Below are 25079 nucleotides of genomic sequence, written 5' to 3'. Positions count from 1 at the left end.
CACCTGCCATAAACGAACTTATGTCAGCTGTCACGCCGCAAATCCTGAGGAATCGGCAGGTCTTCTTTGAGCGGCTCCGGCCGCTTGCCCTTGCCTGCCCGGTACTGTCGGATCTGGAACACATAGGCGAGCACTTGCGCCACCGCCAGGTACAGCCCTGCCGGAATCTCGCCCTCTACCTCGGTGGAGTAGTAGATGGCCCGCGCAAGGGCCGGCGATTCGAGAATCTGGATCTTGTGCTCAGCGCCGATTTCACGAATTTTCAAGGCGATGAAGTCAGTACCCTTGGCCACCAGCAACGGCGCCACCCCACCCTTCTGCGGGTCATACTGCAAGGCCACGGCGTAGTGGGTCGGGTTGGTGATGATCACGTCGGCCTCGGGCACGGCAGCCATCATGCGGCGCTGCGACACTTCACGCTGCAATTGACGGATGCGCTGCTTGACCTCCGGCTTGCCCTCGCTGTCCTTGTATTCGTCCTTGACCTCTTGCTTGGTCATCTTCAGCTTCTTCTGCGTTTGCCACAGCTGGTATGGCACGTCTGCCGCGGCAATCAGCAGCAAGCCGGCGGCCATCCACAAGGCGCTCCAGCCCACCACCTGGACGCTATGGATGATCGCCTGCTCCAAAGGCTCGTTAGCGATGGCCAGCAGTGCCTGACGGTCGTTGCTCAAAACCACCAGCGCCACCGCCAGAATGACCAGGAACTTGGCCATGGCCTTGAGCAGTTCGGTGAGCGAGTTCAGCGAAAACATCCGCTTGATCCCTGACAATGGGTTCAGGCGGCTGAATTTAGGCTGTAAAAGACTGCCCGAGAAAATGAACCCACCCAGGGCGATGGGCGACACGAAGGCAATCACGAACAGCAACATCAGAATCGGCTGCACTGCCCAGATCGCCATCTTTCCCGAAGCCAGCAGGAACATGCCCATCGAGCGCTCGTCGGTCAGCACCTCGCGGCTCAGGGAGAAGTTCATCTGCATCAACGTCATCAACGTCTGCGCCAGGTTGCCACCGAAGGCCAGCAGCGCACCGGCACCGGCAAGTGTCGAGGCGACGGTATTGAGCTCCTTGGAACGGGCGATCTCACCTTTTTCGCGCGCGTCGCGCTTACGTTTGTCGGTGGGGTCTTCCGTCTTGTCCTGACCGCTCTCGCTTTCAGCCATGCTCAGGGCGCCCTCGCCATCACACGCAGCCATTGCAACGCTTCACTGGCCAAGGCCTGATAGTGCGAAAGCACATCGGCCAAACCGATCCAGAAGATACCCATGCCCAACACCAGGGTCAGCGGAAAACCGATGGAAAATATGTTCAGCTGAGGTGCCGCACGGGTCATTACGCCGAAAGCGATGTTCACCACCAAGAGCGCGGTGATCGCCGGCAGGATCAACAGCAAGCCGGCCCCGAACACCCACCCCAGGCGGCCTGCCATTTCCCAGAAATGACTGACCACCAGCGCCTGACCGACCGGCAAGGTCGTGAAGCTCTCGGTCAACACCTCGAATACCACCAGATGCCCATTCATCAGCAGGAACAACACACTGACCAGCATGGTCATGAACTGGCTCACCACCGCCACGTTCACACCGTTGGCCGGGTCGACCATCGAGGCGAAGGCCATGCCCATCTGCACGGCGATGATCTGCCCGGCGATCACGAATGCCTGGAACAGCAGCTGCAAGGAAAAGCCGAACAGTGCCCCGACGATGATCTGCTCCCCGCAAAGCAGCAGGCCGCGCAAGCTCAATGGGTCGAACGTGGGCAGCGGCGGCAGTGCCGGGACGATCACCACGGTAATGGCCACGGCCACGTACAGGCGGATGCGTGCCGGCAGCATGCGCGTGCCAAAGATCGGCATGGTCATCAGCACAGCGGTCACCCGGAACAGCGGCAGCAGAAAGGTGGCGACCCAGGTGCCAATCTGCGCATCGGTCAGTTCCAGCATGGCTGCCTCAACCGATCACCTGCGGGATGCTGGTGTACAGGCCGGTGATGTACTCCATGAACTTCTGCACCAGCCACGGGCCTGCAACGATCAGCGTCACCAGCATCACCAGCAGGCGCGGCAGAAAGCTCAAGGTCTGTTCGTTGATCTGCGTGGCGGCCTGGAACATCGCCACGATCAAGCCGATCAGCAAGCTCGGCACCACCAGTACGGCGACCATCAAAGTGGTCAGCCATAGCGCATCACGAAACAGGTCGACAGCTACTTCAGGTGTCATGCGGGGCTCCCCTTGGCGGCGTCAAATGCCACCGAAACTGCCGGCCAATGTGCCCATGATCAGCGCCCAGCCATCGACCAGGACGAACAGCATGATCTTGAACGGCAGCGAGATGATCAATGGCGACAACATCATCATACCCATGGCCATCAGCACACTGGCCACCACCATGTCGATGATCAGGAATGGGATGAAGATCATGAAGCCGATCTGGAACGCGGTTTTCAGCTCCGACGTGACGAACGCCGGCACCAGTATCGTCAGCGGCACTTGATCGGGGCCGGCGATATCGGTGCGCTTGGACAGGCGCATGAACAGGTCCAAATCACTCTGCCGGGTCTGAGCCAGCATGAAGTCTTTCAGTGGCCCCTGGCCCTTCTCGATTGCCTGCTGAGCAGTCATCTGCTCGTTCAGGTAGGGCTGCAGAGCATCCTGGTTCACCCGGTCGAACACGGGCGCCATGATGAACAGCGTGAGGAACAGCGCCATGCCGGTCAGCACCTGGTTAGAGGGTGTCTGCTGCAAGCCCAGGGCCTGACGCAGAATCGAGAAGACGATGATGATACGGGTGAAGCTGGTCATCAGAATGACGAACGCCGGGATGAAACTCAGCGCCGTCATGATCAGCAGAATCTGCAGGCTGACCGAATACTCCTGCTGCCCGTCTGCGGTATTTGACAGGGTTATGGCCGGGATCGACAACGGGTCGGCGGCCAAGGCCAGTGGGGCTGCCAACAGCAGCGCAATGGGCAACAAAGTGCCGAACGATGTTTTCAACAGCAGGCGCAAGGCGCGGGTCATCACTGCTTGTCCTTCTGATCCTTGCCCATCAGCTCCATCAGGCGCTGGGCGAACTCCGGTGTCGCCTGACGGGCGCTGGCGGGCACGTCGACGGGTTCGGCCAACACGTGCAAGGCCTCGATACTGCCTGGGCTATGGCCGATGAGAATCTGCTCCTTGCCAACCTGCACCAGCAACAGCCGATCACGCGGGCCGATGGCACGGCTGCCGATCACCTCGATCACCTGCCCACCCTTGGGCGCTGCCCCCTGCATGCGGCGCAGCAGCCAGGCCAGGAAGAAGATCAACCCCACTACCAGCAACAGCCCGAATACCATTTGCGCCAGTTGCCCACCCAAACTGCCGGGCGCAGCGGCTGGCGTTGCCACCGGGCTGGCAGCAGGCGTTGCCGCGGCGATGGCCACTTCGCTGGCCAGCAGCGCGGCGGATGCCATCACGGCCCGCATCGTGCTCTTCACTCAGCGCAGCTTCTTGATACGTTCGCTGGGGCTGATCACGTCGGTCAGGCGGATGCCGAACTTCTCGTTGACCACCACCACTTCGCCATGGGCGATCAGCGTGCCGTTGACCAATACATCGAGCGGTTCACCTGCCAGGCGGTCGAGCTCGATCACCGAGCCCTGGTTGAGCTGCAGCAGGTTGCGGATATTGATTTCGGTGCTGCCCACTTCCATGGAAATGTTCACTGGAATGTCCAGGATCACATCCAGGTTTGGCCCTTCGAGGCTGACGTTTTCGTTAGGCCGCGGCGAGCTGGCGAATTCTTCCATGGGCAAGCGGCCGGCACCCGGTTTGCCGCTGTCGGCAGCGAGCAGCGCATCGATGTCGGCCTGCCCGGCATCACCGGTTTCTTCCAGGGCTGCGGCCCACTCGTCGGCCAAGGCCTGGTCTTGCTGGGAAGTGATCTCGTTTTCGTTAGCCATGATGTCCTCTACAGGCATTCAATTCGGAAAGAGCGACCGGCACGCCGTTAGCGGCGTTCGATCGGGTCGATGATCTGCAGGGCCAGGTTGCCTTTATGCGAACCCAGGCGCGCCTTGAACGACGGCACACCGTTGGCGCGCAACACCAGGTGCTCGGGCAGCTCCACCGGGATCACGTCACCGGCTTGCATGTGCAGGATGTCGCGCAGCTTCAACTGACGGCGCGCAACCGTGGCGGTCAGCGGCACGGAGACGTCCAACACGTCCTCGCGCAATGCTTTGACCCAGCGCTCGTCCTGGTCGTCGAGGTCGGACTGGAAGCCTGCATCGAGCATTTCCCGCACGGGCTCGATCATCGAATACGGCATGGTCACGTGCAGGTCGCCGCCGCCGCCGTCCAGTTCGATATGGAAGGTCGAGACCACCACCGCCTCGCTTGGGCCAACGATATTGGCCATGGCCGGGTTGACCTCGGAGTTCATGTACTCGAAATTGACCGGCATGATCGCCTGCCAGGCTTCCTTGAGGTCGACGAAGCACTGGTCCAGTACCATGCGCACCACCCGCAGTTCAGTGGGGGTGAATTCACGGCCTTCGATCTTGGCATGCCTGCCGTCACCGCCGAAGAAATTGTCCACCAGCTTGAACACCAGCTTGGCGTCGAGAATGAACAGCGCGGTGCCGCGCAGCGGCTTGATCTTGACCAGGTTCAGGCTGGTCGGCACGTACAGCGAGTGCACGTACTCGCCGAACTTCATCACCTGCACACCGCCGACCGCCACATCCGCTGAGCGGCGCAGCAGGTTGAACATACTGATGCGGGTATAGCGGGCGAAGCGCTCGTTGATCATCTCAAGGGTCGGCATGCGACCACGCACGATCCGATCCTGGCTGGTCAGGTCATAGCTCTTGATGCTGCCAGGCTCGGAAACGCTCTCGGTCTGTACCAGCCCATCGTCGACGCCGTGCAACAGGGCGTCGATCTCATCCTGGGACAGCAGGTCCTGTACGGCCATTGCGGACTCCTACTGCAATACGAAATTGGTGAACAGCAACTGGTCGATCACCGGCTTGCCGACTTCTTTCTGCGCCACTTCCTGGACCACTGCGGTGGCTTTCTGACGCAGCATCTCCTGGCCCACCGAACTGGCGGACAACGTGTCGAAACCTTGACCGGAGAACATCATCACTAGGTTGTTGCGGATCACCGGCATATGCACGCTGAGCGCATCCAGATCGGCCTGATTACGGCCTTGCAAGGTGATGCTCAGCTGCATGTAGCGCTGACGGCCGTTCTGATTGAAGTTGACCACGAAGGCCGGAGCCAAGGGCACGTAGATCGCGGGAGCCTTGACGTTGGAAGCAGCCGCTTCGGCGGCCGGGGCCGGTTCACTTTTATGCATGATGAACCAGGTGGCCCCCACCGACAGGCTGACCGCCAGCAGCAGCGCCAGTACCAGCAGCAGGATCAACTTGAATTTGCCTTTTGCGGCGGGGTCTTTCACTGCTTCGCTCTTCGCCATGCCAATAATCCGTCGTCCATCGGGGTTTCAAAGGAGGATGACGTGGCTTGAGCAAGTGTTATGCCAGATCTGTAACCAAGTGCTTTACGGTGATGGCGATTTCACCGATAAACCCGCTGACACTGAGCCGGCACATGCTTGAGGTGATGGCTAACCTGTGTGGGGGTTTACCTAAGAAGAAACCTGAGCCGGCAATAGTCTGCTTAGGCGTAGTAGTCCACAGCGCTGTCACCAATGACCACCTGTTGCTCGACCGGCCGACCCGTTTCACCAAGCTCGCCCTGCTCGCCCCCACCAACTTGGGCACGGCGTGCGGCCACCCCCGAAAGTTGCGAGGCATCTTGCTGCGCCTGCTGCTGTTGCTGGCGCGACTGATCGGCCACATTGACGTCTGGCTGCGCCAACCCTTGCTGGGCGAACAGCTCGCGCAAACGGTGCACCTGGCTATCCAAAGCATCTCGCACACCGGCATGGCCGCTGACGAAGGTGATCTGGGTGGATTGGTCAGTCGCAACGTTCACGCGGATATCCAGCCGACCCAACTCGGCGGGCTCCAGCTGGATGTCCGCCGACTTGAGGTTTTGGCTCGACAAGTACATTACCCGGTTGACCAAACCTTCAGCCCAGGCGCTCTGGTTCATTTGCAGTGGCTGGTGCAACGGATTGGCACTTGCCGGCAGTGCATTGGCAGCCTTGGCTGCCACGGCCTGGGTCAGATTGGCGAGGCGGTTGGCGAAGTCATCGACACGGGTATCGCTACTGGCGGTTTTGGTGTCCTTGAGCCCATCCTCGAGCAGCGCGCCAAAAGCCTTGTCGCCAGTTTCGGATTTACCGGCTTGCTCTTCGATGTTGTCGACCATCGTCGCCAATGGATTGACGCCGGCCTGAGTCTCCTGGCCCTGTGCTCTGGCTCCATCGCTAGCATGCGCCGATGAGGTGCCTTTGGCCTGTGCATTTTGTTCAAGGGCAAGGCGCAGCCCTGGCAGATTAGCCAGCGGGTCGGCATCCGGGTCAAAGGCCTCTGTTTCGGCTTGCTCCGGCAACGGCTCGGCGATGTCAGCCGCTGGCGCTTGGTTGGCGGCCTGCAACATGGGCGCTACGGTTTCGGCTTGAGCCTGCAGCAATTGTGCGCCAGGTTGGGCATCGGTTACCTGGCCCGCGACCAGATTGGCGTCGAGCGACCCTGAGTCATTGGCGGGCGCAGGATCAGCAGCGGCTTGGGCCGCATCGTCAGCCGGCAACTTATTGCCGTCATCGGCAATTGTTGGCTTGTTGGCAGCCTGCGGCTTGCCATCTTTTGCGAAGTCGGGCTTGTCCTTGGGGCCGGCCTGCACAGCCTTGTCTTTGCGCAAAGACACAGGGTCGTGGCTTTGCCGGGCCATGACCTGATCGAACCCGCCACCTGGCTCACCCACCGGCTGCAGGGCTTTGTCTGCCCGAGGGGCACCAGCACCTGTAGGCTTGCTCAGGGTGTTGGTTTGCAGCAAAGGATTGGGTGCGACAGGCATGAAACGGTCTCCGCGCCAGAAACTGGACTATTGTCTGGCTACAGACAGGCAAAAGTCGCGCCAACTACAGTTGGCTGGCTGAAACCCGTTCACGCTCCGCGCGATAGAAGTGTTGCACTTCGAGGTATTCGAGATCGATCCGATTGATCAGGTCTTCGATACCATACAAAGGGCGCACCTTAACCCGCTCCTCCAGTTGTTGGCACAAGTCGGCCAGACCCACCGCGCCCATGTTGCTACTGCTGCCTTTGAAGCTATGCGCAGCCATGCCCAGCTCGTCGGCACTCTTGGCCTCGTGCAGCTGGCTCAGACGCCGCTCGGAGTCTTCCAGAAAGGTTTCCAGCAACTGCAAGTAGCCATCTTCCATGACCTCTTGCAAATCGCTGAGTACTTTGTGGTCAATATGCATGTCAGTCACTTGTTCACTCCCTGATCAAGCCAGATTATGCCTGAGCCGTGCGGCGGCTCTCCAGCCGCTTCACCACTTGAAATGGACGCAGGCACAGCGGCCACCGTCGCTCCATTTAGCGTTCCTGCCCAGGCGCTGCACCAGTTTCAGCCCGCGTCCGCTCAGTTGCTGATCCGCTTCTGGGCGCGACAATTCACCGCACACATCAAACCCTGCACCACTGTCCCGCACCTCGATGGTCAGACGCCCACCTGCGCCTAGCGGTTCAACTTTCAAGTCGATGCGCACAAACCCGTGCGTCAGCTCGGCCAAGCGCCGGGCACGCTCTTGATAGTAGTCGGCGAAGCCTTGCACATCACGTTTCAACCGCGAGTCGAGCTCTAGCACACCGTGCTCCAGGGCATTGGAGTACAGCTCGCTCAGCACGCTGTGCAAGGCACCGGTGCTGGGCCGTAGACCGTGAATCTCCTGCAACAACTGCACCAGGTAGGGGACCGGGTTGAACCGTTTGAGGCTCTCGCCACGCAGTTCGAAGCCGAGCGACCAGTCCAGCGGACTGGAACGGCCACTGTCGGAGTACAAAGTCGGCGCTGGCACTCGGTCTTGCGCCGTGAACATGGCAATGTCGCACAGACTGATGTCATCCCGGGGCCGCCCGCCGAACTGCTCCAGCGCCTGCATCACCTCGTTGAACAGCTGGGCCGGAACGCGGTTGGCGGCCAGCACATCACGCAGGCGCTCGACCCCGAAAAGCCGGTCGTGCTCATCGGCGGTATCGACCACACCGTCGGAGAGCAGCAATAGCCGCTCCCCTGCGGCAAGCGGCAGCACTTCGGTGCTATCGTCAAAGCGCTCAGGCGGCAAAATGCCCAGCGGCAAGTGCCGCGAGGCCATCGCCCCAAGCAACGCGCCATCGGCCGACAGCCGGTAGCCATCGGGCATGCCGCCATTCCATACCTCGACCGCGCCGCGCTGCACGCTCATCCTGAGCAACAGCGCACAGCAGAACATGTCGACCGGCAAAATGCGCTTGAGCTTGGCATTCATCTCCCGCAGCATCTGAGCCAGGCCGTAGCCCTTGGCGGTCATGCCGTAGAACACTTCAGCCAGTGGCATTGCCCCGACAGCGGCGGGTAACCCATGGCCGGTGAAATCGCCGAGCAGCACGTGCATGTCACCGGCTGGGGTGAACGCGGCCAGCAGCAGGTCACCATTGAACAAAGCATAGGGCGACTGTAGGTAACGGATGTTCGGCGCGGTGATGCAGCCGGAGTGTGCGACCTTGTCGAAAACTGCCTTGGCCACCCGCTGCTCGTTGAGCAGGTGATGGTGGTGGCGAGCGATCTGGTCGCGCTGCTCCAGAACTGTGGCCTGCAGGCGGCGCAGGCGGTCCATCGCGCGGATCTTGGCGCCCAGAATCACTGCGCTGTAGGGCTTGGCCATGAAGTCGTCACCGCCGGCCTCCAGGCATCGCACCAGGGCGTCCTCCTCGCTGAGGGAGGTCAGGAAGATGATCGGCACCAACGCTTCGCCCGCCAGGGCCTTGATCTGCCGCGCGGCCTCAAAACCGTCCATCACCGGCATGAGGGCATCGAGCAGCACCAGCTGCGGGCGCTGCTGGGCAAACAGCGCGACGGCTTGTTCACCATTTTCCGCGGTGAATACCTGGTGGCCCTGGCGACGGACAATCTGTGCCAGCAGCAGACGATCGACTGCTCCATCCTCTGCCACCAGCACGGTCAACGCCTGTTCGGCCGGCATCTGGGCACTCAACTGATATCGAACAGTTTTTCGAAATTGGAGATGGCCAGGATCTTGCGAACATCGGAACTGGCATGCACCACACGGACGTCCGAATCGTCACCGCCGGCGTGGTCGCGCAGCAACAGCAGCATGCCCAGTGCAGAGCTGTCCAAGTAGGTCGCATCCTTGAGGTCTACCACCACAGAGTCGGGCTTTTGCGGTTGACGTTCGTAGGCATCACGAAATTCTTGATGCTTGCCGAAGTCGAAACGGCCCTTGACCTTGATCGTGAGTTTTTTGCCGTCCTGCGAAAAATCAGTCTCGACTGCCATGCTAGCGATTCCTTCGATGATGGCGAATGCAACTCTTCAAGGTTTAGCAGGCCAACGCAGGGGTAGCAAGCTAGCCTGCAGCGGCTTGTTCGCGGGTCCACCCGCGCCACTCGAATGTGAGCTCAAACCTGTAGTAAAGGCTTAAGCCGCGAGGAGGCCGGCACATCGCTAATAGCGCTACGCGCAGCCCAGGCTACAAATGACCTTGCCTGGGCAACCGCTGCGACAACTCATCCAGCAACCGCTGCTCACGCTTGTCTTCGGCGCGGCGAGCCTCGTCCATGTAGCGCTGCACCAGCTTGCGCAGGCCCTCGACCCGAGCATAGGCCTGCTGCCAGGTGCCTCGGGCGTTTTTGAGATTGTTTTCGTGCCAGATCAGGCTCTGGCGCTGCTGGGTCATGGCAGTTTCCAGCTGGGCCAGGAAGCGCTGGTAGTTGAGCAGCCAGCTACCGTTCACACCCTGCCCGCCGCGGTTGATCCACTGCGCTTGATACCCTTCGCGGAACGACTCCAGCTCAGCCAGTTTGGCCTGGGCCTGTACCACCTGCTGCTGGAAGTGCCCCACGCGCTGAGCGGCTTTGCGTTCGGCCTCCTCGGCCATGTCGACCACAGGGGCCAGGCGGGCAGCGCGTCCGGGCAGGCTCATGGCTCATCAGCCCTTGGCCGGAGGCGTAAAGATCGCCGCCAGCTCGCTGCGGCTTTGCTGCATGACGACATTTTCATCCAGCCCCTGGCGCAGGAAGTCGACCAGCCGAGGCTGCAAAGCAATTGCCAGGTCGGTTTCCGGATCGCCACCGGCGACGTAGGCACCCACGCTGATCAGGTCGCGGCTTTGCGATAGCCGTGACCACAGCTGCTTGAACTTCTGCGCCTGGCGCAGGTGGTCGGCATCCACCACCTGGGGCATGACCCGGCTGATCGAGGCTTCGATGTCGATTGCCGGATAATGGCCTTCCTCGGCCAGCCGCCGGGACAACACAAAGTGACCGTCGAGCACACCCCGAGCCGAGTCGGCAATAGGGTCCTGCTGGTCATCCCCCTCGGAAAGCACGGTGTAGAACGCGGTGATCGACCCGCCACCGGGCTCACCATTACCGGCGCGCTCCACCAGTTTGGGCAGTTTGGCGAACACCGATGGAGGGTAGCCACGGGTAGCCGGGGGCTCGCCGATAGCCAACGCGATTTCGCGCTGAGCTTGGGCGAAACGGGTCAATGAGTCCATCAGCAGCAAGACGTTCTTGCCTTTATCACGGAAATACTCGGCAATCCGGGTGCAGTACATGGCTGCACGCAGACGCATCAGCGGTGCGTCGTCAGCGGGCGAGGCGACTACCACCGACCGCTTGAGCCCTTCCTCGCCGAGGATGTGCTCGATGAACTCTTTGACTTCCCGGCCCCGTTCGCCGATCAGCCCGACCACGATGATGTCCGCCTCGGTGAAGCGAGTCATCATGCCCAGCAACACCGATTTGCCCACACCGGTACCGGCGAACAGGCCCAGGCGCTGGCCACGGCCGACGGTCAGCAGGCCATTGATACTGCGAATGCCTACATCCAGCGGCTGACTGATTGGGTCACGGTTGAGCGGGTTGATGATCGGCCCATCCATCGGCACCCAGTCTTCTGCGCGCATGCCACCCTTGCCATCGAGGGCGCGCCCGGCGCCGTCGAGCACGCGGCCAAGCATGCTCATGCCCATGGGCAAACGACCACTGTCGTCCAGTGGTACCACCCGCGCCCCTGGCGCGATACCGGCAATGCTGCCCACCGGCATGAGGAATACCTTGTTGCCAGCAAAGCCCATCACCTCGGCCTCGACCTGCACCGGGTGGTAGCTGTCGTCGTTGATGACCAGGCAGCGCCCACCCACCGCCGCACGCAAGCCTTCGGCTTCAAGGGTCAGGCCGACCATGCGCAGCAGGCGGCCTTCGACCACCGGCTGCACCGGCAGCGTGATCGCGTCGGCGTAGCCGCCCAGGCGCTTGGCGAAGCTGGTGCGGTCAAGGCGCATCGTTGCTGTCCAACTCAACCGAAAGGTCCGCAGCCGCCGGGTGCAGCGCCTGATCGTGCAACTGATCGAACAGCTGCGCCACGGCCTTCTCGATACGTGTTTCCATGGTCGCATCGATGCGGCTGTGCAGCGTTTCGATCCGGCAACCGCCGGGCAACAAGGCTTCGTCCTCAAGCAGCTTCCAGCGCTCCTCATGACGCTCGCGCAGGGCCAGCGCTTGCTCGAAATCCTGTGGGTTGAGGTGAATGCGAATATTGTCGGCGCCCATCGGCAGCAGCTTCAGCGCTTCACGCAGCACACGGGTGATTTGGCTTGAGTCGCTGCGCAGTTCGCGGCCGATGACCTGGCGCGCCATGTGCGCGACCAGGTGTACCAGGCTGCGTTCGATCTGCGTGTCCTGTTCGGCGATCGGCTCCATCAGGTGCTGCATCAACTGCTCCAGGCTCGCCAGCTTGGCGCTGAGCGCTTCTTCGGCTTCCTGGCGCACTTTCAGCTGGGTGCTGTGAAAGCCCTCGCGCTCCCCGGTGGCGAAGCCCTCGTTGTAGGCTTCCTGGCGGATTGCTTCGAGCTCTTCCAGGGTCAGTGGCTGGACTTCCTCAAGCGGCACTTCCTCGACTTCTTCCTCGAGCACTTGCGGCTCAGGTTCAGGCTCAGGCTGCGGGTCGAAGCTGGGCAGCGCCCAGACGTCCACGCCCTCTAGGTCGCGGGCGCGGATCAGATCGCTAGGGTGGGATTCTTTGCTGGGCATGCTGTGTTGTTCTCAAAACCCTGTTCAGCCGAGGCCAACGCTTGTCAGCGCGGGTGCATCAGCCAATGCGTCGGCAGCGACAATCGCGATATCCCGCACCGAGGCTTGGCGGGTGAACCCGCTCCCACAACGGGCAGCCAGTGGGGAGCAAGCGGTGGCCTTAAATCATTTCCTCGGCACCTTTGCCACCGAGCACGATCTCGCCGGCCTCGGCCATGCGACGGGCGATGGTGAGGATTTCCTTCTGCGCCGTCTCCACATCGCTGACCCGCACCGGGCCCTTGGCTTCGAGGTCGTCGCGCAGAAGCTCCGAGGCACGCTTGGACATGTTCTTGAAGATCTTGTCCTTGACCCGCTCGTCCGCGCCTTTGAGCGACACCACCAGCACGTCGGACGATACTTCACGCAGCAGCGCCTGAATACCACGGTCGTCCACGTCGGCCAGGTTGTTGAAGACGAACATCAAGTCTTCGATCTGCTCCGACAGGTCGTTGTCGATCTCGCGGATCGAATCCATCAGCGCGCCTTCCACGGAGCTGTCGAGGAAGTTCATGATATCGGCGGCACGCTTGATACCACCCAAGGTGGTGCGCGCGGCATTGGAGTTGCCCGAGAACTGCTTCTCGAGGATCTGGTTCAGCTCCTTCAGGGCCGCAGGCTGCACGGTATTGAGCGAAGAGACACGCAGGATGATGTCCAGGCGCACTTTGTGGTCGAAGTTGCTCAGCACTTCACCTGCCTGGTCGGGGTCCAGGTATGCGACCACGATGGCCTGAATCTGCGGGTGCTCGTAGCGGATCACGTCGGCCACGGCCCGCGGCTCCATCCACTTGAGGCTGTCCAGGCCACTGGTATTGCCACCAAGCAGGATGCGATCGATCAGGCCATTGGCCTTGTCCTCGCCAAGCGCCTGATTGAGCATCTTGCGGATATAGCCATCGGAGCCCACGCCCAGGCTGGTCTGGTCGCCGACGATTTCGACGAACTCGCTCATCACCTGCTCGACCTGCTCTCGGTGCACATTGCCCATTTGCGCCATGGCCACACCGACCCGTTGCACTTCTTTGGGGCCCATGTGCCGCAGCACTTGCGCAGCATCGGTTTCACCGAGCGACAGCAGCAGGATCGCGGCTTTGTCGACACGGCTCAGCTTGGCGGTAATGGCTCGATTGTCACTCATCGGCGTTGATCCACTCTTTCACGACCTGGGCCACGCGGCCTGGGTCTTCGGCCACCAGGCCTTTGATTGCGTTGAGCTGTGCTTCGTAGCCCTCGCTGGGGCTCGGCAACAGAATGCTTGACGGGCCACCAAGGCTGACACGGTCGTTGGCCAACTCGCCATCCAGACCGATCATCCCGCCCAGTTCCATGTCGTTGTCCGCAGCAGCTTGCTTGCCGCCACCTGTGATGTTGTTGAGCACCGGACGCAGCACGCCGAACACCAGCACCAGGATGAACAGCACGCCGAGCACTTGCTTGACGATGTCCCAGAACCACGGCTGCTGATAGAACGCGATATCGGCGATCTCTTCACCACGGTCGGCGGCGAAGGGCACGTTCATTACCGTCACGCTGTCACCACGGCTGGCGTCGAAGCCTACCGCGTCCTGCACCAGGCGGGTGAAGCGCGCCAAGTCTTCGGCACCCCATGGGGCGCGGGTGGTTTGCCCATTGGCATCGACTTTGACCTGGTCATCGACCACTACTGCTACCGACAGCCGAGTCAGGCGACCCTGCTGTTGACGCGTGTGGCTGATCGAGCGATCGAGTTCGAAGTTCTTGGTGGTCTGCTCGCGCTTGTCGGAAGGGTACGGCGCCAGCATTGGCTGCCCGGTGGCCGGGTCCATGATCTGCTGACCGTTGGCATCGACCAGCGGCTGACCAGGCTGGATGGCCCCGGCCGCGCCTGCTGCAGCGCCGGTGGTCTGCGGCGCGGAAGCAGGGCCTGGCGGCTGATTGCTCAGCGCACCTGGTACACCCTGCGGGCCCTGACTGCTGGCGCGCTGCTCGTTGACCGCCTGCTCGCTGCGCAGCGCCGGCTGGTCGGGGTTGAACTGCTCGGAGGTGGACTCGACTGCGCTGAAGTCCAGGTCGGCCGACACCTCGGCCTTGTAGCGGTCATTGCCCAGCACCGGTTGCAGGATGTTGTGCACACGCTGGGTGAGCATACCTTCCATGCGGCGGCTGTAATCGTATTGCTTGCCAGCCATGGTCAGGGCTGTGTCCTGCAACTGCTCGGACAACAGGTTGCCACGCTGGTCAACCACCGTGACTTGCGATTTGTCCAACTCAGGTACGCTGGTGGCGACCAGGTTGACGATGGCCATGACCTGGCCTGCTTCCAGCGAACGGCCAGGGTAAAGCTCTACCAGCACAGAAGCGCTGGGCTTGCGCTCGTCGCGCACGAAAACCGAACTCTTTGGGATGGCCAGGTGCACGCGCGCGGCCTTCACATTGTTCAGGCTCGAAACGGTACGCGCCAACTCGCCTTCCAAGCTGCGGCGATAGCGGGTGGCCTCCATGAATTGGCTGGTGCCCAGGCCTTGTTCTTTGTCGAGCAACTCGAAGCCGACATTGCCATCGCTCGGCGCCACGCCTGCCGCTGCCAGCTTCAGGCGCGCACGGGAGAGGTCGTCGGCCTTGACCAGCAAAGCACCGGAGTTGGGCTCGACACGGTAGGGAATATCTGCAGAGGCCAGGGTATCCATGACCTGTTTGGTATCCATGCCGGCCAGGCTGCCATACAGCGGCCGATAGTCAGGCTGCTGCGACCAGAGCACCACGGCAAAGCCGATCGCCACGCTCGCCGCCAAGCCTACCAGCAGGCCGACCTGACGCAGCATGGGCATCTGCGAGATGTTTTCCAGAAACGCCATGTTCAACAGTGGCGGTTTGGAACCAGACGCGCCGCTCTTGGCAGGTGCGTTATCGACGACTGCATCAGCCATGACTTACTTCCGCCCTCAAACCGGCATCTGCATGATGTCTTGGTACGCCTGAACCAGCTTGTTGCGCACCTGGGTCAAGGCCTGCATGGACACGCTGGCCTTCTGCGAGGCGATCATCACGTCAGTGAGGTCCACGCCGCTCTTGCCGATTTCGAAGGCGTTGGCCAGCTGGTTCGATGCCTGCTGGGTCTGATTGACCTTGCCAATGGCCTGGCCGAGCATATCGGCAAAGGTGCTCTGGCCAGGCGCCAGCTCGGCGGCGGCGGTGGCTTTAGGCAGCGACATGGCATCGGCCTGCATGGCCCGCATGTCCAGCATCAGACGGTTGAATTCAACACCTTGGCTCATGAACTTCTCTCTCCGGCGGCCGCATTTTTTTGACAGTCATGCGGCGGATAGCCCTGAACTAGCAACACGTGTGCCAGCCCGCAGCGCCAACTCTTAAATGAATGTTTCAGCCGAACAGGCTGGCCTCCACATCGAGCCCGGCTTCACGCATCTGCGCGAGCTTGTAGCGCAGGGTACGCGGGCTGATGCCCAGTTTTTCGGCTGCCTCCTTGCGCCGCCCACGCTCGGCGCGCAGGGTATCGATGATTTTCTGAAACTCATGGCGACGCATGTCGTCGCCCAGGCCTGCGGACTCGACAAGCCCTTCAGCAGGCAGTGGCGGTGCAGCAGCTTGGCCCAGCGCCGACAATGGAATGGCGCCCGCCAGACAAAAATCCGCCGCCTCAATGAGGCCTCCCTGCTGCAGAATCAACGCCCTCTGCAGCGCGTTGTCCAGTTCTCGCACATTACCCGGCCACGTGTGCGCCAGCAGGCAATCACGCGCCTGGGCAGACAAGCGTACTGGCGCATGCTGCATCTTCGCAGCGTGCCGCGCCAGCAAGCGCTCTGCCAACGGCAGAATATCGCCACGGCGCTCGCGCAGCGGCTGCCAGGCCAGTGGGAACACCGAAAGCCGGTAGTAAAGGTCCTCGCGAAAACGCCCTGCTGCCACTTCGCTCGCCATATCCCGGTTGCTGGTAGCCAAAACGCGGATGTTCAGCGCGATGGGCTTGCGCCCCCCTACCCGTTCCACTTCGCGCTCCTGCAGCACACGTAACAGTTTGGCCTGCAAGCCAAGGGGCATTTCGGAGATCTCGTCGAGCAGCAAGGTACCGCCTTCGGCCTGTTCGAACTTGCCAGCCTGGGCCGCGATTGCCCCGGTGAAGGCGCCTTTCTCGTGACCAAACAGCGTGGCCTCGAGCATGTTGTCCGGAATGGCCGCGCAGTTTATCGCCACGAATGGCTGCGCTGCACGTGGCGACTGCTGATGGATGTAACGCGCAAGCACTTCCTTGCCGGTACCTGACTCACCACATATCAGCACGGTCGAATCGCTGCGAGCTACCCGTGCTGCCAGCTCCAACAGCTGCAGGCTGGCGGGTTCGCACGCTACCGGCCCCTCATCGTCGGCCACCGTCAAACGCCCGGCGGCGTGGCGTTCGACCAGGCTCAGCAAGGCCTGAGGCTCGAACGGCTTGACCAGATAATCCACGGCCCCTTGGCGCATGGCCTCCACAGCCCGCTCCACTGCGGCGTGGGCGGTCATCAGCAACACTGGCAATTGAGGGTGATGACGGCGCAGCTGCACCAGCAACTGATGGCCGTCCATACCCGGCATGTTCACGTCACTGACCACTAGGCTGTAAACCTCACCAGCCACCGCCTCCAGCGCCTGCTCGGCGCTGCCCACTGCATCGAATGCGAAGCCACCGATTTCCAGGGTATCGCCCAGGGCCTGGCGCAATACGCGGTCATCCTCGACCAGCAGCACCTTGATCGCCATTACATAACCTCCGTTGCCTGCCCGTCGATCAACGGCAGTTCAACCTTCACACAGGTGCCACGCCCAACCTTGGAGCGCAGTTGCAATGTACCTTGATGGGCACGCACAACGGCCTTGACCACCGCCAGCCCAAGCCCGGTGCCGGTGGCCTTGGTGGTCAGGAATGGCTCGCCCAAGCGCCCCAGCAGCTCGGCATCGATGCCACTGCCGGCATCGCTGATGCTCAAATGCAAGGTGCGCTCGCGGCGGAACAGGTGCACCTTGAGCCGGGCCGGATTGTCACTGGCTTGTAGTGCGTTTTCGATCAGATTGAGCAAAGCGCCCACCAGGGTGTCGCGGTTGCACAGCAACTCCCCCAGGTGGCTATCGCACTGCCAGCGCACGGCATGCCCTTGCACATGAGGCTGAGCCGCCTGCTGCAGGGCCTGGAACAGAGCCTTGGGGGTCAACCGATCGCCCAGTGGCAGTTCACCACGGGCAAACACCAGCATGTCGCGCACCTGGTGCTCCAATTCGTGCAGCCGCTCCTTGAGGCTGCCAGCAAAGCGCTGGCGGGTTTCTGGCGCGAGCTCGCGCTCGCCATCGGCCAGGTGGCTGGCATAGAGCATGGCCGCCGACAGCGGCGTGCGAATCTGGTGCGCCAGCGAAGCAACCATACGCCCCAAGGAAGACAGGCGCTCGTGCCGGGCCAGTTGGTCTTGCAGGCGGCGGGTTTCAGTGAGGTCGTTGAGCAACACCAGTTGGCCCGGCTCGGCGTCCAGCGAGCGGGTGGCGATAGACAGGCGGCGGCCATCGCGCAGCGAAACCTCGTGGCCATCGTCCTTGCGCGGGGCGAAGCTGCGCGCAATCACCTGGCGCCACAACTGGCCGACCACAGGCTCACCGAGCATTTGGCAGGCCGCCGGGTTGGCCTCTCGCACCCTGCCTTGGTCATCGATCACGATCACCCCACCTGGCAGCAGGTCGAGCAGATTTTGCAGGCGGTTGGCCAGGCGCTCTTTTTCGTTCAGTTCGGCTATGCGCTGCGCACCGACCACCGCCAACTCGCCTTTGAGCTCACTGACCCGGGCTTCGAGCATGCCGTAAGACTGGTTGAGCTGGCTGGATACCTGATTGAACAGGGCAAATGCCTGCTCAAGGCCTTGTCGACTCTCCTGCTCGACCGGGGTACTCGACTGCTGATCGGGGGCTCGGGAAAAGTGGGCGGCCTGGGGCATCGTGCTCTCTCGCGTGGCTGACCGTCATAAAAACGGTGTGATGCCAGTGATGTAGCAATAGCCGTGCCGGGGATGGGGGAATGTTCGGGGGTGAATCGTGCGAGGGTGAATCGTTCGAGGACTGTGGTGTGGCGTAGATCGAGCGCCGCGCGGGCGGCGCTCGATCTACGCCCCAACATCAACCTCAAGGCATACACCCCAAAGGCTCAATCACTCTTCCGCCTGATCCTCACCACCCTGTCGGCTCATCCCGTACTTACGCATTTTCTCGACCAAAGTGGTCCGACGAATCCGCAACCGTTCGGCCGCGCGCGCAACGATGCCATTGGCATCGTCCAAAGCCTGCTGGATAAGCCCCTGTTCCAGGCTGCCAAGGTAGTCCTTCAGATCCAGCCCCTCAGGCGGCAACATCGCATGATTGCTGAAATTCGGCGTATGGCCATTGATCGCCACCCGCTCCTCCAGATCGCTGCGCAGGCTATCGACCAGTTGCTCGTCCTCGTCATCGACATAACGGAATTTCTTCGGCAACTCCGATACCCCGATAACCCCGTACGGGTGCATGATGGCCATGCGCTCTACCAGGTTGGCCAGCTCGCGGACGTTCCCCGGCCAGCCGTGGCGGCAGAGCGACATGATCGAGGCCGAGTTGAAGCGGATCGAACCGCGCTTCTCGTGCTCCATGCGCGAAATCAGCTCGTTCATCAACAGCGGAATGTCTTCCACTCGCTCGCGCAGTGGTGCCATCTCGATCGGGAAGACATTGAGCCGGTAGTACAGGTCTTCGCGGAAAGTGCCATCCTCGATCATGGTTTCGAGGTTCTTGTGAGTCGCGGCAATGATCCGCACATCGATGCTTTGGGTCTTGTTGCTGCCCACTCGCTCGAAGGTGCGCTCCTGCAGCACCCTCAGCAACTTGACCTGCATAGGCAATGGCATGTCGCCAATTTCGTCGAGGAACAGCGTGCCGCCGTTGGCCAGTTCGAAACGCCCGGCACGGCTGGTGATGGCACCCGTGAACGCGCCCTTCTCGTGACCGAACAGCTCGCTCTCCAGCAACTCGGCCGGGATCGCGCCGCAGTTGACCGGCACGAACGGTGCTTCGCGGCGTTTGGAATGGTAGTGCAGGTTGCGCGCCACCACTTCCTTGCCGGTACCGGACTCGCCAAGGATCAGCACGCTGGCATCGGTATCGGCGACCTGCTGCATCATCTGGCGCACATGCTGGATGGCACGGCTGGTGCCGACCAGGCTACGGAACAGGTTCGGCTCACGCTGGCGTCCGCGCTCGCGGGCCTGGTCGTACATCTCGCGATAGACCTGGGCACGGTGCAGCGAGTCGAGCAGCTGGCTGTAGCTCGGCGGCATCTCGAGGTTGGAAAGTACCCGGCGGCGCAGTTCTTCCGGAAACTCCGCAGAAGAATTTTCACCGATCAGCAAAACCGGAAGGAACTCATCCCACCCAGCCACTGTCTTAAGGAGCCCAAGCACACTGCCCGGAGCACTGACAGTACCGATCAGCACGCATAGCACTTCGCGGCTCGAAGACAGGTCGCCCACGACCTGCTGCCAATCCTGGCTGGAGCACGGAAGATTTTCTTCGCCGAGAAAGTTCAGGACCACCGCCAGATCGCGGCGGCGGGCGCTGTCGTCATCGATCAGGAGAATCTTGGTTTCACGCCACATGCAATAGCAACTTCCCTAGTCATATCGGCGCCCTATGAGGGGCATGCTCGACATCTCCGACTGAATGGTCAGTGTTCGGACGTCTGAAATTCGAAAACAGCCACTAGTAAAGTCAAAAAAACCCGTGCAGTCAAATTAATGGCGCACGGCTTTTTGCACATCTGTGGTCACGTGAACAGATGGTATACCTTGGCGGCATTTTTCGCCTGACGGATTTGCATCATCTCGTCGACTATTGATTGACGCTCCCCACTTGCAACGTCAATCAATTGCCGGTAGACGACCAACAGTTGCTCCAGGCTGTCGCGCACATCGGCTTCCTGGCCGACCGCTTCATCGAGCACATCATTGATGCGCAGGCGGCATTCCAGATCCAGCTCGCCCACTGCACTCCAGTCACGCTTGTGCAACGCGGTAAGTAGCAGCTGACGGGTCTGTTCGATTCGCTCGATTACTTCGCTCATCTCATGCTCCTGGCTCAGGAAGCCGACTGGTCGGCGATGGCGTCCCAACCTTCCTTGACTGTGATCAGCAAGCGCGCCACTTCATCGATGATTTCGGGGTCGCTCTTGGCGTTGGCCTCGATCAAGCGACGGCTCATGTAGGTGTACAGGCTGTCCAGCTCGGCCAGGCTGTCGGCGTGGTTTTCCAGGTCCAGGCCTTCGCGCAGGCCACCGATGATGTCGATGGCTTTGCCGATCAGGATGCCTTTCTGGGCGACATCCTTGCGGGCAATTGCGCCTTTGGCCTGGGCCATACGATCAAGGCCGCCTTGCATGAGCATCTGCACCAGGCGGTGCGGGCTGGCTTCGGATGTCTGCGCCACGCCGTTGACTTTCTGATACTGCCGAAGGGCCAACATCGGGTTCATGGATCTACCTCGTTGCAGCGAAATGGGTTGCTTGTAACTTGTGTATCGCCTGGACGTCAAAAAACTTTAGCGACCCTACGCAAAAGCCCGGCGCATCCAGGGATGCCGCCGGGCTTTTGGCAGGCTCAGTTAATCAGGACTTTTTAGCTTGAGCGTTGATCGCTTCGAAGATCGAGGTGATTTGGTCGGCCTGGGCTTTCATTTTGCCAAGGGCAGTGTCCAGCGCGACATACTGCTTGGTCAGCGACGCTGTCAGCGACTCTGTCCGGCGATCAAGCGCCTCCTGCTGATCAGAAAGCTGCTTGGCCGCCTTGTCCAGGTTGGACTTGCGCGTCGCAAGGCTGCCATCGGTCTTGTTGTACGGATCGATGGCATTGTTCATGCGCTCGAAAATGCCATTGGTGCCGGTGAACAGGTTCTGCACTTCTGCGCCGAGCTTCTTGTCGTCCATCGCAGAGGTGAACTTGATGCTATTGAACTCCAACGTGCCGTCTTTCTGGGTATTGATGCCCAACTGACTCAGCGTCGTCAGGCTATCGCCGGCACCGACTTCGCTCAGGACTTTGCGCACATCGCCCAGCAGAGAGCGGGTGGTTGGGTCATTGGTGAGTGGGCCAAGAACCAGGTTGTCATCACTGTCACGACTGGTGGAAGTCAGCGAAGTGATCGCCTTCTGCATTGTGTTGTAAGCATCGACGAAGCTCTGAATCGACTTTTTCAGGCCGTCGTTGTCCGCCGCAACGGTCACCGCGGTGGGCGAACCCGTACTGCCGCTGCCGGTCCTGGCGCTGACGCCAGTCAACTGCAGCGTCAGGCCGCTGATGGCCTTGTCGACGGTATTGGTCGCACTGGTGACCTTCAAGCCATCGATGGTCAGTTCGGCATCCTGGGCCAGGGCAGTGATGTACCCCGCGCCAGTGCCAGACATCTGCGAAGTACCATCGATTTCCAGCTCAGCAATACCGCTCAGGGAAATATCGGAACCGGCGCCGGTGGTGGTGGAGCTGAGCACAAGGCGCGAACCGCCTTGTTCGTTGACGATGTTGGCGGTAATGCCGTTTGCGCTCATTTCCTTGTTGATCTGATCACGCACGCTCTGCAACGTTGCACCGCTGGCAACATCGAGATCGTAGGTTTTTCCACCTTGGCTGATGGTCAACTTACCAGCACTGATGGAGCTGCTTGCCCCACCTGCGAACTGTTGGCTTGCAACCTTCGAACCGGTCGCCAGCTTGTCCACGATTACGTCGTAGTTTCCCGCCACCGCCGAGTTACTCGACGTGATCTTGACCACGGCTTCGTTCGCTGACTTCGCAGAATAGGCGTTGAAGGAGGGAGCATCCTTGTCGTTGAGCTTCTTCATGGCGTCCTGGAACGCCGTCAGAGCACTGCGCAAAGAACCGATCCCCGAGATCAACGCGGTGTTGTTGCTGGTTTGCCGGGTGATCTGGGTTTGCTTGGCGGATGTATCAGCCTTGACCAGCGCGTTCACGATCTCGGTGATGTTGAGACCAGAGCCCAGGCCGGTTGTTGGGGTGAGTGCGCTTGCCATGCCGTAATCCCTCTTTCAACGGGCCGGCGCCACTCCTGCAGCGCCAGCATGTATCACTTCATTGATGTTCGCCGCCCATCATACTTTGGCGTCGAACAGAACACTGTTGACATCACTCAAACTGTGAGCAATTCGCAGCGCTTCTTCCGAAGGCAACTGGCGAATCAGCTTACCACTGTCTGTAGCAATGACCTTGACCACAATCTGGCCGGATTCCTCATCCATGGAAAACTCAAGGTTGCGTTGGGTAGCTTTGAGAAATTTCTCGATTTCCGCTACCGCGCTTTTGACCTTATCGGCATCTTGCGCGTCCTGCTTAGCCTTTTCGCCAGTGGCTGCAGGCTGAGCTTCTTCCGACGGCCGGTTAACCGGCTTATCGACGGCCTGCTCGGCCGGTTTTGCGGCCGGATAAGACAAATTCAGCTTGACGCTCATGTCCATCTCTACCACCTCGCAATGCAAAGGCGGGGAAGCGCCGATCAAGCACTCCCCCGCCGGTCACCATCGGCGATTACTGAAGCAGCTTCAGTACAGCGGATGGCAGCTGGTTGGCCTGGGCCAGAACCGAAGTGGATGCCTGCTGCAGGGTCTGCTGCTTGGTCATCTGAGCGGTTTCAGCGGCGAAGTCGGTGTCCTGTACACGGCCACGAGCGGCTTCGGCGTTCTCGTTGATGTTCTGCAGGTTGTTGATGGTGCTGGTCAGACGGTTCTGAACGGCACCCAGGTCAGCACGGTTGGTGTTGATGGTCTGCAGAGCGGTGTCGATAGCGGCGATGGCGGCGCTGTAGTTGGTTTCCGAGAGGGTGCTGCTCGAACCTTGAATGTTGATGCCCGAGCCGATGCCCAGCGAGGAGGCGTCGAACTTCTGGTTCAGGTCGATGGTGATCTGGTTCGAGCTGCCGGTGTTCGAGCCAACCTGGAAGGTCATGGTCGAAGCCGAACCGTCCAGCAGGTTCTTGCCGTTGAGCTGGGTGCTGTTGGCGATACGGGTCAGTTCCGAAGCCATCGACTGGAACTCTTTGTCCAGGGCGATACGGTCATCGGTGCTGTTGGAGTCGTTACGCGACTGAACAGCCAGTTCACGCATACGCTGCAGAATGTTGGTCTGCTCTTGCATCGCGCCTTCAGCGGTCTGGGCGATGGAGATACCGTCGTTGGCGTTTTTGATTGCCATGGTCTGACCACGGATCTGCGAGGTCATGCGGGTAGCGATCTGCAGGCCAGCGGCGTCGTCTTTGGCGCTGTTGATTTTCAGGCCGGAGGACAGACGGGTCATCGAAGTGGCCAGCGCATCGGAAGCACGGTTCAGGTTCTTCTGAACGCCCAGGGAGGTAGTGTTGGTGTTAACAGTCAAAGCCATGACGAATTCCTCGTTGGATTGGGTACTACGGCTTCCGGCCTTGGCAAATCGCCGGGTGTGGCACAGAGAACCTTCGTAATTGTTATCGTCGTCAGGGCGGGTTGCTTTAGGAGATTTTTCAAAAAAATTGCTGGCATCCTGCCAGCCCAATGAATTCAAGGAGTTGACGCCAGATTACAGACGCTCAAAAAACCATAGCCGGGAAAACAAAACGCCGCCATAAGGCGGCGGCGTTCAGCAAGACTACCTGCGGTCAGTCCGAGCGCTCGATGATCGCTGACCCCCACGACAGGCCCACGCCAAAACCACTCAGCGCCACACGGCGATGCTGCGAGCCCACGACGTGTTTTTCCAGCAGCAACGGAATGCTCGAGGACACTGTATTGCCGGTTTCGACCATATCCTTGACGAAGCGCTGCTTGTGCTCGCCTTCAAGGAAGCGCGCGGAAACCGCATCGACGATCGCCGCACTACCCTGATGCAGGCAATAGAGGTCGATGTCCTCGGCCTTCAATTCACTGGTGTCGAGCAGCTGCTGCAGGTGTGCAGGCACCTTGACCAGGGCGAAGTTGTAAACCTGGCGGCCGTTCATGAAGAACTTGCCATCGGTCGTGCGCAGATGCTCGGCACCGGCACCATCGCTGCCGAACAGCGATTTGCCCAACTGCCAGGTAGCACCATGGCCCATCCAGGTAGCAGTGGCGGCATCACCAAACAGCATGGTGGTGTTGCGATCTTCGGGGTCGACGATCTTCGAGTAAGGGTCTGCGGTAATCAGCAAGCCATTTTTCAGACCAGCCGCTTCCATGAACCCCTTGATGGCATACAAGCCGTAGACGTAGCCCGAGCAACCCAGAGAAATGTCGAACGCAGCAACCGCCGTGGACAGCCCCAGCTTGTGCTGCACGATGGCAGCGGTGTGAGGCAAACCCTCGGCGTCACCGTTCTGGGTCACGACGATCACCACGTCGATACAGGCCGGGTCCAACGCAGGATTGGCGGCAAACAGTTTCTTGCAGGCCTCAACGCACAGGTCGGAGGTTTCTTGAGCCTCGGCCTTGCGAGGCAAGAACGTAGATCCGATCTTGCCGAAGATGAAATCCTGATCTTTGCCGAATTTCGCGCCCTGGGCGTAGTTATCCACGCCTTCTGTCGGCACGTAACTGGCGATGCTTTTAATGCCAATCATATGGCTTCCCAATTCAATGTCAGCAACATGCCCCTGCGCGCGGGCCCAGCCGCGGTTGAATCGAAACGATGGGCGGACGGTTCACGGGCGCAGACGTTAACGAATGTAACGATGATAACAGTGAAGATGCCCGTCGTGACTTCCAAGTCACGCGTTTTGTCGAATCCTGGTCGTAGAGAGTGGTCAGATAAGCCCAAAAGCAAAA

27 protein-coding genes are annotated in these 25079 nt (G+C 60.7%); all 27 read right to left on the bottom strand.

The window, feature by feature from the left end; genetic code table 11:
• Positions 1-23: 23 nt before the first annotated feature.
• The 27 genes from flhB to ACK59H_RS06590 all read right to left on the bottom strand — a co-directional run bounded on the left by flhB (position 24) and on the right by ACK59H_RS06590 (position 24874).
• On the bottom strand, positions 24-1166 hold the full coding sequence (flhB, locus tag ACK59H_RS06720; protein ID WP_060476977.1) for a flagellar biosynthesis protein FlhB: 1143 nt from the start codon (positions 1164-1166) through the stop codon (positions 24-26).
• 2 nt (positions 1167-1168) lie between these two features.
• Entirely contained in the window at positions 1169-1945 is a 777-nt protein-coding gene (fliR, locus tag ACK59H_RS06715) for a flagellar biosynthetic protein FliR (protein ID WP_060476908.1), read from the bottom strand.
• A 7-nt stretch (positions 1946-1952) separates the two neighbouring features.
• On the bottom strand, positions 1953-2222 hold the full coding sequence (gene fliQ / locus ACK59H_RS06710; protein ID WP_060476909.1) for a flagellar biosynthesis protein FliQ: 270 nt from the start codon (positions 2220-2222) through the stop codon (positions 1953-1955).
• A 21-nt stretch (positions 2223-2243) separates the two neighbouring features.
• Positions 2244-3023 (bottom strand): flagellar type III secretion system pore protein FliP, encoded by a 780-nt coding sequence (fliP, locus tag ACK59H_RS06705; protein WP_060476910.1) that lies wholly within the window; start codon positions 3021-3023, stop codon positions 2244-2246.
• Positions 3023-3469: a flagellar biosynthetic protein FliO gene (gene fliO / locus ACK59H_RS06700; protein ID WP_060476911.1), complete on the bottom strand. Its 447-nt coding sequence runs from the start codon at positions 3467-3469 to the stop codon at positions 3023-3025. The genes fliP and fliO overlap by 1 nt, the downstream gene beginning before the upstream one ends.
• 12 nt (positions 3470-3481) lie before the next feature.
• Positions 3482-3946 carry a flagellar motor switch protein FliN gene (gene fliN, locus ACK59H_RS06695; RefSeq protein WP_060476912.1) on the bottom strand — a complete coding sequence of 155 codons (465 nt, stop codon included), beginning with the start codon at positions 3944-3946 and terminating at the stop codon, positions 3482-3484.
• Between the two features lie 47 nt (positions 3947-3993).
• Entirely contained in the window at positions 3994-4962 is a 969-nt protein-coding gene (gene fliM / locus ACK59H_RS06690) for a flagellar motor switch protein FliM (RefSeq protein WP_060476913.1), read from the bottom strand.
• A gap of 9 nt (positions 4963-4971) precedes the next feature.
• Positions 4972-5469 (bottom strand): flagellar basal body-associated protein FliL, encoded by a 498-nt coding sequence (gene fliL, locus ACK59H_RS06685; RefSeq protein WP_060476914.1) that lies wholly within the window; start codon positions 5467-5469, stop codon positions 4972-4974.
• A 203-nt stretch (positions 5470-5672) separates the two neighbouring features.
• Entirely contained in the window at positions 5673-6977 is a 1305-nt protein-coding gene (locus ACK59H_RS06680; protein ID WP_409264332.1) for a flagellar hook-length control protein FliK, read from the bottom strand.
• Between the two features lie 64 nt (positions 6978-7041).
• Positions 7042-7395 (bottom strand): Hpt domain-containing protein, encoded by a 354-nt coding sequence (locus tag ACK59H_RS06675; protein WP_060476916.1) that lies wholly within the window; start codon positions 7393-7395, stop codon positions 7042-7044.
• A gap of 60 nt (positions 7396-7455) precedes the next feature.
• Entirely contained in the window at positions 7456-9147 is a 1692-nt protein-coding gene (locus ACK59H_RS06670) for a fused response regulator/phosphatase (RefSeq protein WP_060476917.1), read from the bottom strand.
• A gap of 8 nt (positions 9148-9155) precedes the next feature.
• Positions 9156-9461 carry an STAS domain-containing protein gene (locus tag ACK59H_RS06665; RefSeq protein WP_060476918.1) on the bottom strand — a complete coding sequence of 102 codons (306 nt, stop codon included), beginning with the start codon at positions 9459-9461 and terminating at the stop codon, positions 9156-9158.
• 193 nt (positions 9462-9654) lie between these two features.
• On the bottom strand, positions 9655-10107 hold the full coding sequence (fliJ, locus tag ACK59H_RS06660) for a flagellar export protein FliJ (protein WP_060476919.1): 453 nt from the start codon (positions 10105-10107) through the stop codon (positions 9655-9657).
• 6 nt (positions 10108-10113) lie between these two features.
• A complete protein-coding gene (gene fliI / locus ACK59H_RS06655; RefSeq protein WP_060476920.1) occupies positions 10114-11472 on the bottom strand; it encodes a flagellar protein export ATPase FliI in 1359 nt (452 codons plus the stop codon).
• The gene (gene fliH / locus ACK59H_RS06650) at positions 11462-12220 is read right to left on the bottom strand and encodes a flagellar assembly protein FliH (protein ID WP_397467905.1); all 759 of its coding nucleotides are present in this window, start codon (positions 12218-12220) and stop codon (positions 11462-11464) included. Before fliH ends, fliI begins: the two co-directional genes overlap by 11 nt.
• A 160-nt stretch (positions 12221-12380) precedes the next feature.
• Positions 12381-13400, bottom strand: a complete 1020-nt coding sequence (fliG, locus tag ACK59H_RS06645) for a flagellar motor switch protein FliG (protein ID WP_027921181.1) — start codon at positions 13398-13400, stop codon at positions 12381-12383.
• Positions 13393-15168 (bottom strand): flagellar basal-body MS-ring/collar protein FliF, encoded by a 1776-nt coding sequence (gene fliF, locus ACK59H_RS06640; RefSeq protein ID WP_060476923.1) that lies wholly within the window; start codon positions 15166-15168, stop codon positions 13393-13395. The genes fliG and fliF overlap by 8 nt, the downstream gene beginning before the upstream one ends.
• Positions 15169-15183: 15 nt before the next feature.
• Entirely contained in the window at positions 15184-15516 is a 333-nt protein-coding gene (fliE, locus tag ACK59H_RS06635; RefSeq protein ID WP_060476924.1) for a flagellar hook-basal body complex protein FliE, read from the bottom strand.
• Between the two features lie 106 nt (positions 15517-15622).
• Positions 15623-16999: a sigma-54-dependent transcriptional regulator gene (locus ACK59H_RS06630; protein WP_409264329.1), complete on the bottom strand. Its 1377-nt coding sequence runs from the start codon at positions 16997-16999 to the stop codon at positions 15623-15625.
• Positions 16999-18216: an ATP-binding protein gene (locus ACK59H_RS06625; protein ID WP_060476926.1), complete on the bottom strand. Its 1218-nt coding sequence runs from the start codon at positions 18214-18216 to the stop codon at positions 16999-17001. Before ACK59H_RS06625 ends, ACK59H_RS06630 begins: the two co-directional genes overlap by 1 nt.
• A gap of 210 nt (positions 18217-18426) precedes the next feature.
• The gene (gene fleQ / locus ACK59H_RS06620; protein ID WP_060476927.1) at positions 18427-19902 is read right to left on the bottom strand and encodes a transcriptional regulator FleQ; all 1476 of its coding nucleotides are present in this window, start codon (positions 19900-19902) and stop codon (positions 18427-18429) included.
• Between the two features lie 167 nt (positions 19903-20069).
• Complete coding sequence (locus ACK59H_RS06615; protein ID WP_060476928.1) at positions 20070-20366, bottom strand: hypothetical protein; 297 nt, start codon at positions 20364-20366, stop codon at positions 20070-20072.
• Positions 20367-20380: 14 nt separating this feature from the next.
• Positions 20381-20773: a flagellar export chaperone FliS gene (gene fliS / locus ACK59H_RS06610; RefSeq protein WP_060476929.1), complete on the bottom strand. Its 393-nt coding sequence runs from the start codon at positions 20771-20773 to the stop codon at positions 20381-20383.
• 133 nt (positions 20774-20906) lie between these two features.
• Entirely contained in the window at positions 20907-22325 is a 1419-nt protein-coding gene (gene fliD, locus ACK59H_RS06605) for a flagellar filament capping protein FliD (protein ID WP_060476930.1), read from the bottom strand.
• Between the two features lie 78 nt (positions 22326-22403).
• Positions 22404-22766: a flagellar protein FlaG gene (locus ACK59H_RS06600; protein WP_060476931.1), complete on the bottom strand. Its 363-nt coding sequence runs from the start codon at positions 22764-22766 to the stop codon at positions 22404-22406.
• A 70-nt stretch (positions 22767-22836) separates the two neighbouring features.
• Positions 22837-23685, bottom strand: a complete 849-nt coding sequence (locus ACK59H_RS06595) for a flagellin domain-containing protein (RefSeq protein WP_060476932.1) — start codon at positions 23683-23685, stop codon at positions 22837-22839.
• A gap of 253 nt (positions 23686-23938) precedes the next feature.
• A complete protein-coding gene (locus ACK59H_RS06590; protein ID WP_060476933.1) occupies positions 23939-24874 on the bottom strand; it encodes a ketoacyl-ACP synthase III in 936 nt (311 codons plus the stop codon).
• Between the last annotated feature and the right edge of the window lie 205 nt (positions 24875-25079).

The organism is Pseudomonas sp. KCJK9000 (assembly GCF_046230725.1).
In the GTDB taxonomy this organism is placed as follows: Bacteria; Pseudomonadota; Gammaproteobacteria; order Pseudomonadales; family Pseudomonadaceae; genus Aquipseudomonas; species Aquipseudomonas promysalinigenes.
Note: the sequence above shows the minus strand (reverse complement) of the source record. Positions and strands in the feature narration are given on the sequence as shown.